General features: G+C 55.5%; 13 protein-coding genes. 6 read left to right on the top strand and 7 right to left on the bottom strand.

Features of this window, described 5'->3' with window-relative positions; translation table 11 throughout:
• Positions 1–63: 63 nt before the first annotated feature.
• From V6N04_RS04880 to V6N04_RS04870, 3 genes are read right to left on the bottom strand one after another with little or no spacing between them, the layout of a single operon-like run.
• Positions 64–1,050: a PDR/VanB family oxidoreductase gene (locus tag V6N04_RS04880; protein ID WP_371169011.1), complete on the bottom strand. Its 987-nt coding sequence runs from the start codon at positions 1,048–1,050 to the stop codon at positions 64–66.
• Positions 1,047–1,643 carry a dimethylamine monooxygenase subunit DmmA family protein gene (locus V6N04_RS04875; protein ID WP_371169010.1) on the bottom strand — a complete coding sequence of 199 codons (597 nt, stop codon included), beginning with the start codon at positions 1,641–1,643 and terminating at the stop codon, positions 1,047–1,049. The genes V6N04_RS04880 and V6N04_RS04875 overlap by 4 nt, the downstream gene beginning before the upstream one ends.
• A gap of 55 nt (positions 1,644–1,698) precedes the next feature.
• Complete coding sequence (locus V6N04_RS04870) at positions 1,699–2,847, bottom strand: aminomethyl transferase family protein (protein WP_371169009.1); 1,149 nt, start codon at positions 2,845–2,847, stop codon at positions 1,699–1,701.
• A 284-nt stretch (positions 2,848–3,131) separates the two neighbouring features.
• Between V6N04_RS04870 and V6N04_RS04865 the strand changes: the two genes are divergently transcribed.
• From V6N04_RS04865 to glnT, 6 genes are all read left to right on the top strand, one after another.
• Complete coding sequence (locus V6N04_RS04865; RefSeq protein ID WP_371169008.1) at positions 3,132–4,496, top strand: ammonium transporter; 1,365 nt, start codon at positions 3,132–3,134, stop codon at positions 4,494–4,496.
• 14 nt (positions 4,497–4,510) lie between these two features.
• Positions 4,511–4,726, top strand: a complete 216-nt coding sequence (locus V6N04_RS04860) for a hypothetical protein (RefSeq protein ID WP_371169007.1) — start codon at positions 4,511–4,513, stop codon at positions 4,724–4,726.
• A 133-nt stretch (positions 4,727–4,859) separates the two neighbouring features.
• On the top strand, positions 4,860–5,789 hold the full coding sequence (locus V6N04_RS04855; RefSeq protein ID WP_371169006.1) for a class II glutamine amidotransferase: 930 nt from the start codon (positions 4,860–4,862) through the stop codon (positions 5,787–5,789).
• Positions 5,789–6,472 carry a GltB/FmdC/FwdC-like GXGXG domain-containing protein gene (locus V6N04_RS04850; RefSeq protein WP_371169005.1) on the top strand — a complete coding sequence of 228 codons (684 nt, stop codon included), beginning with the start codon at positions 5,789–5,791 and terminating at the stop codon, positions 6,470–6,472. The genes V6N04_RS04855 and V6N04_RS04850 overlap by 1 nt, the downstream gene beginning before the upstream one ends.
• Positions 6,473–6,482: 10 nt before the next feature.
• On the top strand, positions 6,483–7,829 hold the full coding sequence (locus V6N04_RS04845) for an FMN-binding glutamate synthase family protein (protein WP_371169004.1): 1,347 nt from the start codon (positions 6,483–6,485) through the stop codon (positions 7,827–7,829).
• A gap of 67 nt (positions 7,830–7,896) precedes the next feature.
• On the top strand, positions 7,897–9,225 hold the full coding sequence (gene glnT, locus V6N04_RS04840; protein ID WP_371169003.1) for a type III glutamate--ammonia ligase: 1,329 nt from the start codon (positions 7,897–7,899) through the stop codon (positions 9,223–9,225).
• A 102-nt stretch (positions 9,226–9,327) separates the two neighbouring features.
• Here the strand turns inward: glnT and V6N04_RS04835 are convergent, their stop codons facing one another.
• The 4 genes from V6N04_RS04835 to V6N04_RS04820 are packed head-to-tail and all read right to left on the bottom strand — an operon-like array spanning position 9,328 to position 15,027.
• Positions 9,328–11,958 (bottom strand): phosphoenolpyruvate carboxylase, encoded by a 2,631-nt coding sequence (locus V6N04_RS04835; RefSeq protein ID WP_371169002.1) that lies wholly within the window; start codon positions 11,956–11,958, stop codon positions 9,328–9,330.
• Positions 11,958–12,929, bottom strand: coding sequence for a 2-hydroxyacid dehydrogenase (locus V6N04_RS04830; protein ID WP_371169001.1), 972 nt, complete (start codon positions 12,927–12,929; stop codon positions 11,958–11,960). Before V6N04_RS04830 ends, V6N04_RS04835 begins: the two co-directional genes overlap by 1 nt.
• Positions 12,926–13,831, bottom strand: coding sequence for a succinate--CoA ligase subunit alpha (gene sucD / locus V6N04_RS04825; RefSeq protein ID WP_371169000.1), 906 nt, complete (start codon positions 13,829–13,831; stop codon positions 12,926–12,928). The genes V6N04_RS04830 and sucD overlap by 4 nt, the downstream gene beginning before the upstream one ends.
• Positions 13,828–15,027 carry a malate--CoA ligase subunit beta gene (locus tag V6N04_RS04820; RefSeq protein ID WP_371168999.1) on the bottom strand — a complete coding sequence of 400 codons (1,200 nt, stop codon included), beginning with the start codon at positions 15,025–15,027 and terminating at the stop codon, positions 13,828–13,830. Before V6N04_RS04820 ends, sucD begins: the two co-directional genes overlap by 4 nt.
• Between the last annotated feature and the right edge of the window lie 11 nt (positions 15,028–15,038).

The raw sequence follows: 15,038 nt of genomic DNA, 5'->3' as shown, positions 1-15,038 counted from the left end.
TCGATCTCCTGTGTTCCCTTACCGCGCGGTTGCCTGTACAGGCCGCATCAGCGGGCACGTAAACTATCTGTCCAAAACCAGTGATTTGCCGACGAAGCGACTGACGCAGGGCATGATCTTCTTGCCCGATGAATGTTCGTCCTCGTCCAGCCAGTGATCGCGGTGGATGAATTCTCCATCTGCCTCAACCACATCTGTTTCGCATTGCCCACACGCACCGCCTCGGCACAGGAAGGGTGCTTGGACACCCTCCCGTTCCATTGCTTCAAGCAGGCTTTCGTTTTCGCCGACCATGATCGTCTTGTCGGACTTGCACAGCCTCACCTCAAACGGCTTTCCGGGTTGGGGTGCTAAAAACTCCTCGGAATGGACGTTGTTGTCGGGCCAACCTGCGGCCGACGCAGTTGCGTGTACCCAGTCGATCATACCTTTAGGTCCACATACATACGTGTGTGTGCCCAAGGGTTGACCGGCCAGAAGGTGCTCCAAATCAATCGCTTGGTTTTGATCGTCGTAGTATATGTGAACCTGATTGGGGTATTTGTAGCTCAGAATATCGACATAGGCCCCAAGCTCCTGGGACCGGGCCGAGTAGTGCAGCTCCCAATTGCCATTTGTTCGTTCCAGCTGCCCGATCATGGACATGAAAGGCGTGATTCCGATGCCGCCTGCCAAAAACACGTGCTTGCGCGCGCGCAGATCAAGGCTGAACAGGTTCACCGGATAGGTGATGACCATCTCATCCCCTTCACGCAGGTTTCGATGCATGAAGAGTGACCCGCCGCGGCCTTGATCGTCACGGCGTATGGATATCGCATAGGTCGAAAGTTCGTTCGGGTCAGACATCAGGGAATATGGGTTCAGCCGAATGCGATCCCCATCCTGCATTTCGACCACCGTGTGCGCCCCACCCGAAAAGGGGGGGAAATCTGATCCATCGCAGCGCGTAAACTCAAAGCGCGTAACAAGCTCGTTCACCGGGACGACTGCACTTACGACGACATCGATCTTTTCGGCGCCAGGCTTGGCTTTCTGTGGGGCTGCGCTCATTCGTAGATCCCCTTAGGTTCGGGCACATTGCCGGGGTCTTCGGCATCAATGCAGACACCTTGATAGGCCGCCAATCGGCGCGAGTAGTGGTCACGCACAAACAGGTTCAGCCCGCAATGGGAGCAAACGAACGGGTCTGTCTCCACATCCTCCGTGATGCCTTTGCAATGAACGCATTGCATACGCCGGGCCACCGATCCACGGTGCTCTGTTTGAATGGCTTCATGTGGAATACCCGCTTCTGTCGCCTCTCGCATCGCTTGGCCCATCAATCCTTCGGTACCAGCCAGATAAAGCTGCATCCCCATATGGGCGTCCTGCAATACGCGACGAATGCGTTGTACGCTCGCCTGATAGGTCGGGCCTTCATAGAACTGCGCAGGCGCCAGCGCCTGAAGCTTTTGGCCGTGATCTGTCCCTTTGGCGATGAAAATGATGTGCGTCTTGGCCATTAAGTCGGGCGTGGCGACATCAAGAATGGCCTCGGCGCCTTCGGCATCAGCGATCATAAGGTGATGATGACCCGGTCTGGCCTGCAACGTGCCCCAAACGGGGCGGCTTTTTATAGAAGGGGGGAATTCGAATTTAGACATTAGGTCCTCGTGCAATGAAAAGCGGCGCGAGGCAGACCCCGCGCCGAACCGATGATCAGCCCTTGGCTGCGCGGATTTTCTTTTCCTTGTCATAGAACGGCATCTCTTCTGCCGTACATGCGATCTCGGCCCCGTCGCTATTGCGTACCGTTAGCTTGGTGCCGGGTTTGGCAGCGGCCACGGGCATCCGGGCAATCCCCACATTGTGGCCGTTCAGCTCTGAATGCATGCCAAATGTGACATGTCCGACTTGTTTGCCATCTTGCAGCAGTTCGGCGCCCTCGTCTGCGGGGGTCGTGCCTTCCAGTCGGACGCCATAAATCTTGAAGCGCTCCTTGCCTTCCAGCGCATAGTGATTTTCGGCGCCGACAAAGCCGGTTTTTCCGGGGGATACTGTGAACTCTAGTCCCAATTCCCAAAGCGTATCACCGCATGCTGATCCGTCTTCAAATGGATAGCTTTCCGAATTGTCGCCCGGATAGAACAGCAAGTAGCTTTCGGTCCGCAACAGATCGAGGGTCGAGAATTGGACAGGCACGATACCCATATCCGCACCGTCCGACAGGATGTTATCCCAAAGGTGCACTGCGTGACGCGCTTCGCAGAAAATCTCGTATCCGCGCTCGCCCGTGTAACCGGTGCGAGAGATCATAACGGGGCAGCCAAACAGTTTGGTCTGCATGATCCCGAAATAGGCAAGGTCGCGAATGCCGTCGATATGTTTGGCCAGGAAATCTACGGCGACGGGGCCTTGCAATGACATATCGTGAAGATCGTCGTCAAAGATCACGGCAACGTTTTTACCAGCCGCGGCGGCCGTCATCTGCTCCATCCCGGTGCCGGTGCCATGCACGACCATCCAGTGGTTCACCGAAATCCGGTAGATAACGCAGTCGTCTATGAACTTGCCTTCTGGGTTCAACATGCACGCATAGACCGAACGTCCCGGCATGATCTTATCCACATTACGGGTTGTCACGCGGTCGATTACGGCGGCGGCGTGCGGACCGGTCAGGTGAACTTTTTTCAGGCCCGATACATCCATCAAACCTGCTTTGGTGCGGATGGCCTCGTAGTCGGCCTTTGCGCGTTCGGGCGTATGGTCATAAAACCATGCAGTCCCCATGCCGTTCCAGTCTTCCAGTTCGCCGCCGATCTCAGCATGTCGTTGAGCAAGGGCGGAGGTTCTCCAGATAATGGCCATCAGATGTTCCCTGTTTTTTGAGTCTTTGTTGCGCGTATTGAGCCTTAGGTGATGTGAAAAATCAAGAATGTAGTGCAACTTTTATTCCTGACAGGCAATTTCGATTGGAAAATAACACGCATATAGGGAAATCATGGCCGCGATCGCGGCTTTGGGGTGTTTTTGCTGATGCAGAAACTTGCATGACAGTTGACAAACCCGCCCTCCATGAAATTAATTACCAGTAAAAATATATTCCTAAAGGGCAAACAATTGCCCGGGAACCAACGAGAGGGAGAGATGCTGTGGAAGGCAATCTTAACGCGTTAACTACCGTTTTTACTGAGTTTTATTACTGGGTGACTGTTGTTTTCATGTTCTTAATCCACGTCGGATTTTGTATGTACGAGGTTGGTGCAAGTCGCCGACGGAATCACATGCACACGCTGATGAAAAACGTCATGATCATCCCTTTGGTGACCGTGACGTTCTTCTTTTTCGGTTGGTGGATTTATTGGGCGTTCCCGCATTTTCCGTTCTTCGGAGGTTTGAATACCGAGGCCGGTGCGGCAAACCTGCCGTGGTCCGAAACCATGGCGACGAACCTGCAAGACCGTATTACCGGCGTGTTCTGGGCAGCGTTCTTGCTGTTCTCGTGGACGGCTGCGTCAATCGTGTCCGGTTCCGTGATCGAGCGCATCAGGTCATCCGCCCTTTGGGTGCACGCAGTGCTGATCGGTTCGGTCTTTTGGATCATCGATGCGGCATGGGGCTGGCACTATGACGGTTGGATGGTCAAGTATCTTGGCTATCACGACGCCTATGCGTCAGGTGTGATCCACGCGATCGCCGGCGGCTATGCGCTTGGTGTGATCATGGTTTTGGGCCCCCGGATCGGCAAGTTCGCCAGCGACGGCACACCGCGCGATATTCCGCCCCATAACCCTTGGCTTCTGACGATTGGGATATTCCTGATCTATACCGGTTTCTGGGGATTTTATGCGGCGTGTAACGTGCCGATGATTTCGCCCGAAGTGATCGGAGGAGAGATCGTTGGAACCACATGGACTGCGACCAATATCTATCTGGCTCCGACAAGCTTGTCGGCCATCACATTTAACTTCCTGATGTCGTTGTCGGGCGGATTGATGGCGGCCTATGTCGTGTCGAAAGGGGATGCGTTCTGGACATTCTCTGGTGGCCTTGCAGGTGTGATTACCGCGTCTGCCGGTAACGATCTTTACCACCCAATTCAGGCAATGTTGATCGCGGCAGTTGGTGTCGTGGTGGCTTATAAGATGCATTACTGGGTCGAGCGTAAGTTCAAGCTGGATGATGCAGTTGGGGCAGTTGCCGTTCACGGATATGCAGGCTTCGTTGGTCTGGTGATTGCCGGGTTTGTCCTTTGGGGCGCTCCGTCCTCACCCTTCGAAGGCTTTGCAACGATCAACCCACTTGGCCAGCTGATTGGCGCGGTGATCATGTTCTTTGTACTGGGTTTCTTGCCTGGCTTTACGGTCGCCAAGATGCAGGCTGCGGCAGGTGTGCTGCGCATCCCGGAAGAAGTCGAGTTGCAAGGTCTCGATTACGCCGAGCATCATGCTTACGAAGATGCAAAGGCCGAAATCATCGAAGCGGACAAAGCTGTCCTTGAAGCTAAAACAACCTGAGTTAGGAGTAGAAAATGTCTACAATCGGATATGAAAGCTGGGCAGTTGACCTGGCCGAAGTTGGCCCCATCTACCCGTTCCAGGGTTGGGAAGTCGCAATGACTATCGTCGGGGTGATCTTCTGGCTGGTCTGGCACCGCATCCAATTTGTGCGTGAAAACGAGCATATTGAAAAGGCGCGTAAGATGGGTGATCCCGAAAAGATAAAAAATGCGCTAGAGCGATACTAGGCAACTTTGTGAGGCGGTGGATCGCACTGCCTCGCTTCTTACCCATAGGAAAATTATATTCCTACTAGTTGACGTCGCCCGCCAGTCTGATAGCCTGCGACTCAATACGGAATTTTGCGGAAAGGATTGCACTATGTGTGGGATCGTCGGACTTTTTCTGAAAGACAAATCACTGGAACCAAAACTGGGTGATATGTTGACGGACATGCTGATCACCATGACCGATCGTGGCCCCGATAGCGCGGGAATCGCGATCTACAGCGGTGACACACAGGGTCGTGCAAAGCTGACGGTGCAGTCAGACAATGCAGACGAAGATTTTTCGAATTTGGCTGATGATCTTGGCAAGCAGCTTGCTGGTTCAGTTACGATGGCCGTCAAGGACACACATGCGGTCCTAGAGGTTCAAGAGGATCAACTAGAGTTGGCCCGAAAGGTGCTTTCCGAAATTCGTCCGACCGTGCGCATGATGAGCCGGGGTGATAGCCTTGAAATCTATAAGGAAGTAGGCCTGCCCAAGGATGTTGCAGACCGTTTCGACCTGCGTGGTATGAGCGGATCTCACGGAATCGGTCACACGCGAATGGCAACTGAGTCTGCGGTGACCACAATGGGCGCACATCCCTTCAACACCGGCCTTGATCAGTGCCTCGTTCACAATGGGTCGCTGTCTAACCACAACTCGCTGCGCCGTAAGTTGCGCCGTGAAGGGGTGCACATCGAAACCGAGAACGACACCGAAGTTGGCGCGGCCTATCTGACATGGCGCATGATGAACGGTGCGACATTGGGCGAGGCGCTGGAAAGCAGTCTTGATGATCTGGACGGGTTCTTCACCTTTGTCGTCGGGACCAAAGACGGGTTCGGCGTGGTGCGTGACCCGATTGCCTGTAAGCCTGCTGTGATGGCGGAAACAGACCAATACGTGGCTTTTGGATCTGAATATCGCGCATTGGTGAACCTACCGGGCATAGAAGACGCCCGCGTCTGGGAGCCTGAACCTGCCACGGTCTATTTCTGGTCTCACAACGCCGCACCAACAGCACACGAGAAAGCCGCCTGATGCAAACATTTGATCTGGAAGCACAGGGTCTGCGCGAACTTAACGCGACCCTGCATGCTCAATCCGAGGATACCAACCAAACACGTTGGGACATTGTTAATCCGAAAGGTAGCCATGCGATTGCCGTCGGTTTGGACGCACCGATTGAGGTGAATGTCAAAGGCTCCACCGGCTATTACTGTGCAGGTATGAACAAACAAGCGACAGTCAATGTCCATGGTTCGGCCGGACCGGGTGTGGCCGAGAATATGATGTCCGGCACTGTCGTGATTGAAGGCGATGCCAGCCAGTATGCCGGTGCGACCGGTCGCGGAGGGCTGTTGGTCATCAAAGGGAATGCCGCGTCGCGGTGCGGTATCTCAATGAAGGGCATCGACATCGTTGTTCACGGAAACATCGGCCATATGAGTGCGTTTATGGCGCAATCTGGCAATCTGGTGGTCTGTGGGGACGCAGGCGACGCCTTGGGCGATTCACTTTACGAAGCACGCCTGTTTGTGCGCGGCGAGGTCAAAAGCCTTGGTGCAGATTGCGAGAAAAAGGAGATGCGCCCTGAGCATATCGAAGTCCTGAAAGACCTTCTGGAAAAAGCTGGCTGTGATGCCAAGCCCGAAGAATTCACACGTTATGGCTCAGCCCGCAATCTTTACAACTTCGATGTCGATAATTCGGCCGCATACTGAGGAGAATGGTATGAAAGACGATAAAAGCCCCTTCTTCTCCCAGACGGCGCCCATCCAATCAGCGACATTCAGCAATCCGATCAACGCCGAAATCCGTCGTGCGGCCGATACAGGGATCTATGACATCCGGGGTGGGGGCGCAAAACGCCGCGTCCCGCATTTCGATGATCTGTTGTTTCTGGGCGCTTCGATCTCTCGTTATCCTTTGGAAGGGTATCGCGAGAAGTGCGAGACCAAGGTGACGCTGGGAACGCGCTTTGCGAAGAAGCCGATCGAACTGGATATCCCGGTCACAATCGCTGGTATGAGCTTTGGCTCGCTGTCGGGCGGGGCTAAGGAAGCCTTGGGGCGCGGAGCCTCGGCGGCTGGCACATCAACGACCACCGGCGACGGTGGGATGACGGAAGAAGAACGCGGTCATTCAAGCAAGCTTGTCTATCAGTACCTTCCGTCGCGCTACGGTATGAACCCAGATGACCTTAGACGGGCGGACGCCATCGAAGTTGTGGTCGGGCAGGGTGCCAAGCCCGGAGGCGGCGGTATGCTGTTGGGCCAAAAGATCAGCGACCGGGTTGCTGAAATGCGGACATTGCCCAAAGGTATCGACCAACGGTCAGCTTGTCGTCACCCCGACTGGACGGGCCCCGACGATCTGGAGATTAAAATCCTCGAACTGCGCGAAATCACGAATTGGGAGAAACCCATCTACGTGAAGATCGGCGGCACACGTCCCTATTTTGACACCACGCTCGCCATTAAAGCCGGTGCTGACGTAGTGGTTCTTGACGGTATGCAGGGCGGTACAGCCGCCACGCAGGATGTGTTCATTGAACATGTCGGGCTGCCGACATTGGCGTGCATTCGGCCCGCCGTTCAAGCGCTTCAGGATCAAGGACTGCATCGTGAGGTTCAGCTGGTTGTCTCCGGTGGCATTCGTACGGGTGCCGACGTGGCGAAAGCCTTGGCGCTTGGTGCGGATGCGGTTGCCATCGGAACCGCTGCGCTGATCGCATTGGGTGACAACGACCCGAAATGGGAAGACGAATACCAAAAGCTTGGAACAACCCATGGTGCCTATGATGATTGGCACGAAGGGCAAGACCCAGCCGGCATCACGACGCAAACGCCCGAGCTGATGGCGCGATTTGACCCCATTGAAGGGGGGCGCCGGTTGCGCAACTACTTGAAGGTTTTGACGCTAGAAGCACAAACCATTGCGCGGGCCTGTGGCCACAACCACATGCACAATCTTGAACCGGAAGATCTGGTGGCTCTGACGATGGAGGCCGCCGCGATGGCCAAGGTTCCGCTGGCCGGTACTGATTGGTACCCCGGCAAACCGGGTACTTCTTACTAACGACTAAAACGAAGGGCGCGACCAAAGCGGTACGCGCCCTCATCATTTGACGAACAGGGAAAGACACATGACGACTGATCTTGCCAAATTTGCCAAAGACAACGGTGTAAAATACTTCATGATCTCGTTTACGGACCTATTCGGGGGCCAGCGCGCCAAGCTGGTTCCGACGCAGGCCATTGCAGACATGCAGGAAGACGGAGCAGGGTTCGCGGGTTTCGCCACTTGGCTAGACCTGACACCCGCGCATCCCGATATGCTTGCGGTACCTGATCCAGAGGCTGTGATTATCCTTCCATGGAACAAGGAGATTGCTTGGGTGCCCGGCAATTGTGTGATGGAAGACGAAGATGTCGCTCAAGCGCCGCGCAACGTGCTGCGTCGCTTGATTGCGGAGGCCGCCGATGAAGGGATGCACGTTAAAACGGGTATTGAGGCTGAGTTCTTCCTACTCACACCATCAGGTCAGGAAATCAGCGATCCCAGCGATACCGCCGCCAAGCCATGTTACGATCAACAAGCCTTCATGCGCCGTCTGGATGTCATTCGCGAGATCAGCGACTATATGTTGGAACTTGGTTGGCTGCCCTACCAAAACGACCACGAGGACGCCAATGGGCAGTGGGAGATGAACTGGGAATTCGATGATGCGTTGGCCACCGCTGACAAGCACAGTTTCTTCAAGTTCATGGTGAAAACGGTCGCCGAAAAGCACGGCTACCGCGCGACGTTTATGCCCAAACCAATCGAGGGTCTGACTGGCAACGGATGTCACGCGCATATCTCAGTCTGGGATGCGCCGGGCGCGGCGGCGAAAACCAATGTCTTTGCCGGTGAAGGTGATGGCCAAACTGGAGAGGTCGGCCTTTCTGAACGCGGTAAGCACTTCCTTGGCGGGATCATGAAACACGCCAGCGCGCTGGCTGCGATCACCAACCCGACGGTCAACAGCTACAAACGCATCAATGCGCCACGCACGATGTCGGGGGCCACATGGGCACCGAATACCGTGACATGGACGGGCAACAACCGTACCCATATGGTGCGTGTTCCGGGTCCGGGCCGGTTCGAACTGCGCCTGCCAGACGGGGCGGTGAATCCGTACCTTTTACAAGCGATCATCATCGCAGCGGGTCTGTCCGGCATCCGTTCCAAGGCCGACCCCGGCAAGCGTCATGACATTGATATGTATGCTGATGGCCATAAGGTTAAGGGGGCGCCAAAACTGCCGCTAAACATGCTGGATGCATTGCGTGAGTATGATAAGGACAAGGCGCTGAAAGCAGCGATGGGTGAAGAGTTCAGCGCGGCCTATCTGAAGATGAAGATGGAGGAGTGGAACTCCTTCGTATCTCACTTCAGCCGGTGGGAGCGGGACAATACGCTCGATATCTAACAAATTGTCCCTTTGTTTGGCTCAGGGGATCGCAACGCATACGTGAAACGACGACAACGAGCCTCTTTCAGAGGCCGTTTTCGTTTGTAGACTGCGGTGGTGTTAGCCTGTCCAACCCAGCCCGGCCGAAATCGAGTTGATCGACTGAAGCAGAGGCACCGAAACCGCGCCCTCTTTTCGTTCCTGACGCGCGTTGCGGAGCAATCTTACTTGAAGCTTGTTGATCCGATCCAGATCGGTGCGGCGTTGTTCAAACCGTCTGCGCAGGTTAGGAAAGCGGTCAGCGATACTGGGGTCGCCCGTCAAGAACCGTACTGCATTGCAAGTCTGGTCGTATTCCCGCCGAACAGCGCCATATACCTGATCACGAGCGACGGCATCGGTCACAAGGCCGGCATAGACTTCGGCGATGGTCATGTCGGCTTGAAACAGGGATTTCTCGACCTCGTCTACAACTAACCGAAACAGTTTGGAGGTCTGGAACATCCGGTGGAGCGTGTCGATTCCTTGCGAGCCACGAAACCTACGGAAAGTGTCGATGGCCGTTCCGAAACCATACCAATTGGTGATCAGGTGCCGGTTTTGCGACCAGGCGAAGACCCATGGGATGGCCCGCAGGTCTGACAAACCCGCCGCTCCGAAGCGTTTGGCAGGGCGGGAGCCGATCCTAAGCAAAGCCAGTTCCTCGACCGGGCTTGCCTGCGTGAAATAGTCGATGAACCCATCCTGATGCAGCAGGGATGTATAAGTCGTTTGCGATACGTTGGATAACGCATCAAACGCGTCCTCGAATTCTGGTTCTATCGGCTCTTTCTGTGGCTTCAAAGAATGTGTCAGGGCGCTGGCCGCCAGAAGCTCAAGGTTGTTTGCCGCCGTCCCACGGTTGGCGTATTTTGCTGAAACTACCTCGCCTTGTTCGGTGATCCTCATCCTACCAGCGACGGTCCCCCCAGGCTGTGCAGCAATCGCCCGACCAGCGGGGGCACCGCCGCGACTAACGGAGCCACCCCGACCATGAAAGAACGAGGGCTTGAACCCTAGATTCGCCAGGCTGCGGGTGATTTTACGTTGTGCACGGTCCAGTTCCCACGTTGCGGTTAGGAAGCCTCCGTCCTTGTTGCTGTCGGAATATCCAAGCATAATTTCGATGGCGCTGCCGCCGGTCTTCAGACTTCGGCGGGCAAGTGGAACGTCAATTAGCTCTTTTAGTATCGCGGGCGCGGCTTGCAGGTCCGCGATGGTCTCGAATAACGGAACCACCTTAATCGCCAAGGTTTCTGTTCCGAATCCCGTATATCTGGCCAGAAGATAGACGCCTAAAAGATCATCCGCAGATCGGGTCATCGATAAGATAAACGGGCCAATGGCATCTGGGTCAGGACCGCTTGAGACGTCGCGCATCAGTTCCAACAAGCTTAAAAGCTCGCTGGTTTCATCAGAAAGCCGATCCCGCTTCATAAAAGGCAGACCATGAGACGAGATTTGCGTGCGCAGCCGCGCAGACCACTCCGCAGTTCCGTATTCAATCTCGTCCAGCTGTTGGTGGGTCCAGATCTCGGACAGGGCCCGGGTCGTGACCGTGGAATTCTGACGTACATCCAAGGTCACGGTACGAAAACCAAAGACCTCGGCACGCCACCGGATCGGTTGGATAAACGCCTTTGCTAGTGATGTAGCGTTGATCGCCATCAAAGCATCCTCGATGGCCTGGATATCTGCAATGAAATCCCGAACATGGCCGTACGAGCTGATTTCCAAGCGGGTTTTGATGGCTCCGATCGACTTGCGAAGGGTCTCGTCGTTGTTGCGGGGGGACGCGGGAACTGCATTGATGATGGTCGCCAACCGCTCGCGATGCTTGGTCGGCAGCGGGCAGATATGGTCCGAGATGCTGATCTGTGCAGCTGCTACATTTAGAAGATCAAGATACTCTGCTAACACCACTGACCGCGAGCGGCGAAGAGCGAGCGCCGTCATGTCCGTGGTCACATTGGGGTTGCCGTCACGGTCGCCACCGATCCAGCTGTGAAACCGGATACATGGCGTGGTTTGGGTCGATAGGATGTCTGTCGCAGCCTCAAAGCGTTGGTACACCTGCGGGACTGCATCGAAGATACTGTCGCGAAAGAACTGAAGCCCCCAGTCGATTTCATCGGAAAGCGAGGGGCGAGTAAGGCGCAATTCTCCCGTAAGCCAGAGAAGTTCAATCTCGTTCTCGATATCTTGCAGAAGGGCAAAGCGTTCAGTAGCGGTCCATCGGTCTGTCTCTAGTTTAACAAGGCAACGATAGATGCGTCGGTGGATCTCAAGCACAGTGACGCGTTTGGCTTCCGTTGGATGTGCGGTCAGGGTGGGACCAACGGACAAGTCGGAAATTGCTTTTAACAAAAGCGCTTTGTCTGTGCTGGCCGCAGACGAAACTGCTTGGGAAAAACTTCCTGCAACGGAGGCGGTCCCCGCTTTTTTCTCTTGCCCGCGCCGTTTCCTGATTTCAGAGTTTTCATCAACAATGCGGCACAGTTGGAACCAAATGGTCATCGCTTGCAGATACGGCGTTGCGGCGTTCCCATGGGGAACTTCCGCATTGGGTACTTCGACCCAATCAAGAACATGCGGGGCGCGACGTTGAAGAACATTTCGCCATAGCTGCGCAACCGTGTCCCGCAGGTTTGCGGCGTAGTCGCTTTCGCGATCCACCTCTGCCTGCTTCGGGTTTGGTTGTGCCGATGGCATCAGATCACGCGATCCCTTGGGGGACGGCCATGAAAGAAATCATCAAGGTTATCGAGCACGCGGAACCCCATCTGCTCGCGCGCCTCGCGGGTGGCGCTGCCAAGATGCGGCAGCATCACCAGATTGTCGCATTGTAATAGGTCAGGGGAAATCTGTGGCTCGCCGTCGAAAACATCCAAAGCGGCGCCGCCGATGGTGTTGAACATGAGGGCCTGAATAAGAGCGTGTTCATTCACGACTTCACCGCGTGCCGTGTTGATGAGAAACGCGTTGGGTTTCATTAAGTCCATGCGGCGTCCATCGATCAAATGCCGGTTCTCGGCACCCCCAGGGCAATGCAGCGAAATGAAGTCGCAAAGCGGAAGAAGATCGTCGACTGATTCAACTTGCCTCGCGCCATACTCGGCCAGAATGTCTGGGGCCACCTTGCTGCGGTTCTGAACGACGATGTCCATCCCGAACCCGAAATGCGCGCGTCGCGCCATCTCGCGACCGATGCGCCCAAAGCCGATGATTCCAAGTGTTTTGCCGCTGACCTTCGTGCCGACCAGATGTGTTGGCCGCCAACCGGTCCAAGCACCTGCACGCAGCTCGCGTTCACCTTCGCCTGCGCGTCGTGCAGCCATTAACAAAAGGGTCATAGCAATGTCCGCGGTACACTCGCTTAGAACATCGGGCGTATTGGTGACCGTCAGGTTCAAGTCGCGCGCAGCTTTTTCGCAGATATGCGAATACCCAACCCCATAGTTGCCCAAGATTTTGGCTTGAGGGCGCTTCACATCCAAAGCCTCGGCGCTGACGGTATCAGTGACGGTCGGTAGAACGGCGTCGAAATTCTTCATCGCGTCGCGTATCTCGGCAGGGGTGAGAGGCTTGTCCGACGTGTTGAACGTCGCTTCATAGTCTGACGCCAGTTGTGCTTCGACGGCTTCCGGCCAGCGCCGTGTGACAAGAACTGATGGTTTCGTCATGCCGTCGCCTCCAGCACGTGGGCCTCCATCACACGGGCGATGGTTTCGCCGATGACGGCCGGGTTTTCAGCCACCGTCACGCCAGCCGCCTCAAGGATTTCAACTTTCTCGCTCGCACTCTCGCCAAAGGCCGAGATGATCGCACCAGCGTGGCCCATGGTCCGACCTTTAGGGGCGGTCAGACCTGCAACGTAAGCCACCACAGGTTTGGTCACATGCTCGCGCACATATTCAGCGGCTTCCGCTTCTTGCGGCCCGCCAATCTCACCAATCATACAGATCAGGTCAGTGTCCTCATCGTCTTGAAACTGCTGAAGGATGTCTTTGAACGAGGATCCGTTGATCGGATCTCCGCCAATACCAACGGATGTAGATATGCCAATGCCGCGTTCTTTCAGCTGAGCGGCCGCTTCATATCCCAAAGTACCCGACCGACCGATGATCCCGACATTCCCTTGCAGGTAAATGTGGCCTGGCATGATGCCAAGCAGCGCTTTGCCGGGGCTGATCGTGCCTGCACAGTTCGGACCAGTCAAAACCATGCGACGCTCTTTCGGATAGCGATACATGTAGCGCTTTACCCGGATCATATCCTGCGCGGGGATGCCGTCAGTGATGCAAACGCAGTACCGGATGCCTGCATCTGCAGCCTCCATAATACTGTCAGCGGCAAAAGGAGGGGGCACAAAGACCAAGCTGGCTTCCGCCCCGGTCGCAGCAACGGCGTCCTTAACGGTGTCAAACACAGGTACGCCTTCCACGGTTTCACCGCCCTTGCCGGGAACGACGCCGCCCACAACATTGGTTCCGTATTGGATCATGTCCTTGGTGTGAAAACGGGCCATCTTGCCGGTGATGCCTTGCACAATGACTTTCGTATCTCGATCCAGATAGATGCTCATTTTACAGCCCTCATTCTTGTGTCTTGAGTCAGGTCTTGTTGCCATGCACCAACCGCGCGCTCTGCGGCTTCCATCAAGGTGTTGGCGCGAATGATAGGCAGGCCAGATTTCGCGAGGATCTTCTGCCCCTCGTCGACATTGGTTCCGGCCAGACGGACGATTACGGGGACATCGACTTGTACTTCTTTCAATGCGGAAACCACTCCTTCTGCGACCCAATCGCAGCGGTTGATCCCGGCGAAAATGTTCACCAGAACGGCTTGTACGTTGTTGTCCGACATCACCAATCGAAACGCTTTAGCGACGCGCTCTGGTGTTGCCCCTCCACCGATATCCAAGAAGTTTGCAGGCTCTCCACCCGCCAATTTGATCGTGTCCATGGTCGCCATGGCAAGGCCGGCACCATTCACGATGCAGCCGATATTGCCTTCCAGACCGACATAAGACAGCCCGCGATCAGCCGCGCGGCTTTCACGCGGGTCTTCTTGGCTTTTGTCACGTAGCTCACTGATTTGCGGGTGGCGAAACAAGGCGTTGTCGTCAAACGTCATCTTCGCGTCGAGCGCCAGAATGCGACTGTCACCAGTGACCACAAGCGGGTTGATCTCAACCATTGTGGCGTCCAGTTCGGTAAACGCGCGATAGCACCCCTGAAGAGTTCGCACCATCTGGGCATTTAAGGCGGGGTCAAGCCCCAGCGCAAATGCGATCTCTCGGGCCTGAAACTCCTGCAGCCCGACGGCGGGCTCAACAATGGCGCGCACAATTGAGTCTGGTTCGTTTTCCGAGATGTCCTCGATCTCCATACCGCCTTCACCGGATGCAACAATCATCACGCGTTGGCTGGTGCGATCCAGAACAAAACCAAGGTAAATCTCGCGATCAATCTGCACACCGCTTTCGACATAAACGCGGTATATGCCTTTGCCTTCAGGGCCGGTTTGGTGCGTGACAAGCTTGCGACCGAACATGTTTTCGCAAGCGTCCTGAATTTCTTGATCTGACTTGCAGACCTTGACGCCACCCACTTTGCCGCGACCGCCTGCGTGGACTTGTGCCTTGACGACCCAGGTGTCGCCGCCCAACTCACGTGCGCGATAGGCGGCTTGCTCGGGGCTGTAGGCCAGCGCACCGGGCGGGACGGCGATGCCAAAATTGGAAAGCAATTCCTTGGCTTGGTATTCGTGAATATCCATCTGGTCGCTCC

This window comes from Aliiroseovarius conchicola, assembly GCF_041403445.1.
Taxonomy (GTDB): domain Bacteria; phylum Pseudomonadota; class Alphaproteobacteria; order Rhodobacterales; family Rhodobacteraceae; genus Aliiroseovarius; species Aliiroseovarius conchicola.
The sequence above is the reverse complement of the archived record's forward strand: the minus strand, read 5'-3'. Positions and strand labels throughout refer to the sequence as shown.

Bases quoted from the DNA above. Each gene is read 5' to 3' on its own strand.
- sucD (WP_371169000.1), bottom strand. From the start codon at position 13,831: ATGAGCATCTATCTGGATCGAGATACGAAAGTCATTGTGCAAGGCATC.
- V6N04_RS04860 (WP_371169007.1), top strand. From the start codon at position 4,511: ATGTCTACAATCGGATATGAAAGCTGGGCAGTTGACCTGGCCGAAGTT.
- V6N04_RS04855 (WP_371169006.1), top strand. From the start codon at position 4,860: ATGTGTGGGATCGTCGGACTTTTTCTGAAAGACAAATCACTGGAACCA.
- V6N04_RS04875 (WP_371169010.1), bottom strand. From the start codon at position 1,643: ATGTCTAAATTCGAATTCCCCCCTTCTATAAAAAGCCGCCCCGTTTGG.
- V6N04_RS04845 (WP_371169004.1), top strand. From the start codon at position 6,483: ATGAAAGACGATAAAAGCCCCTTCTTCTCCCAGACGGCGCCCATCCAA.
- V6N04_RS04880 (WP_371169011.1), bottom strand. From the start codon at position 1,050: ATGAGCGCAGCCCCACAGAAAGCCAAGCCTGGCGCCGAAAAGATCGAT.
- V6N04_RS04870 (WP_371169009.1), bottom strand. From the start codon at position 2,847: ATGGCCATTATCTGGAGAACCTCCGCCCTTGCTCAACGACATGCTGAG.
- V6N04_RS04820 (WP_371168999.1), bottom strand. From the start codon at position 15,027: ATGGATATTCACGAATACCAAGCCAAGGAATTGCTTTCCAATTTTGGC.
- glnT (WP_371169003.1), top strand. From the start codon at position 7,897: ATGACGACTGATCTTGCCAAATTTGCCAAAGACAACGGTGTAAAATAC.
- V6N04_RS04835 (WP_371169002.1), bottom strand. From the start codon at position 11,958: ATGCCATCGGCACAACCAAACCCGAAGCAGGCAGAGGTGGATCGCGAA.
- V6N04_RS04850 (WP_371169005.1), top strand. From the start codon at position 5,789: ATGCAAACATTTGATCTGGAAGCACAGGGTCTGCGCGAACTTAACGCG.
- V6N04_RS04830 (WP_371169001.1), bottom strand. From the start codon at position 12,929: ATGACGAAACCATCAGTTCTTGTCACACGGCGCTGGCCGGAAGCCGTC.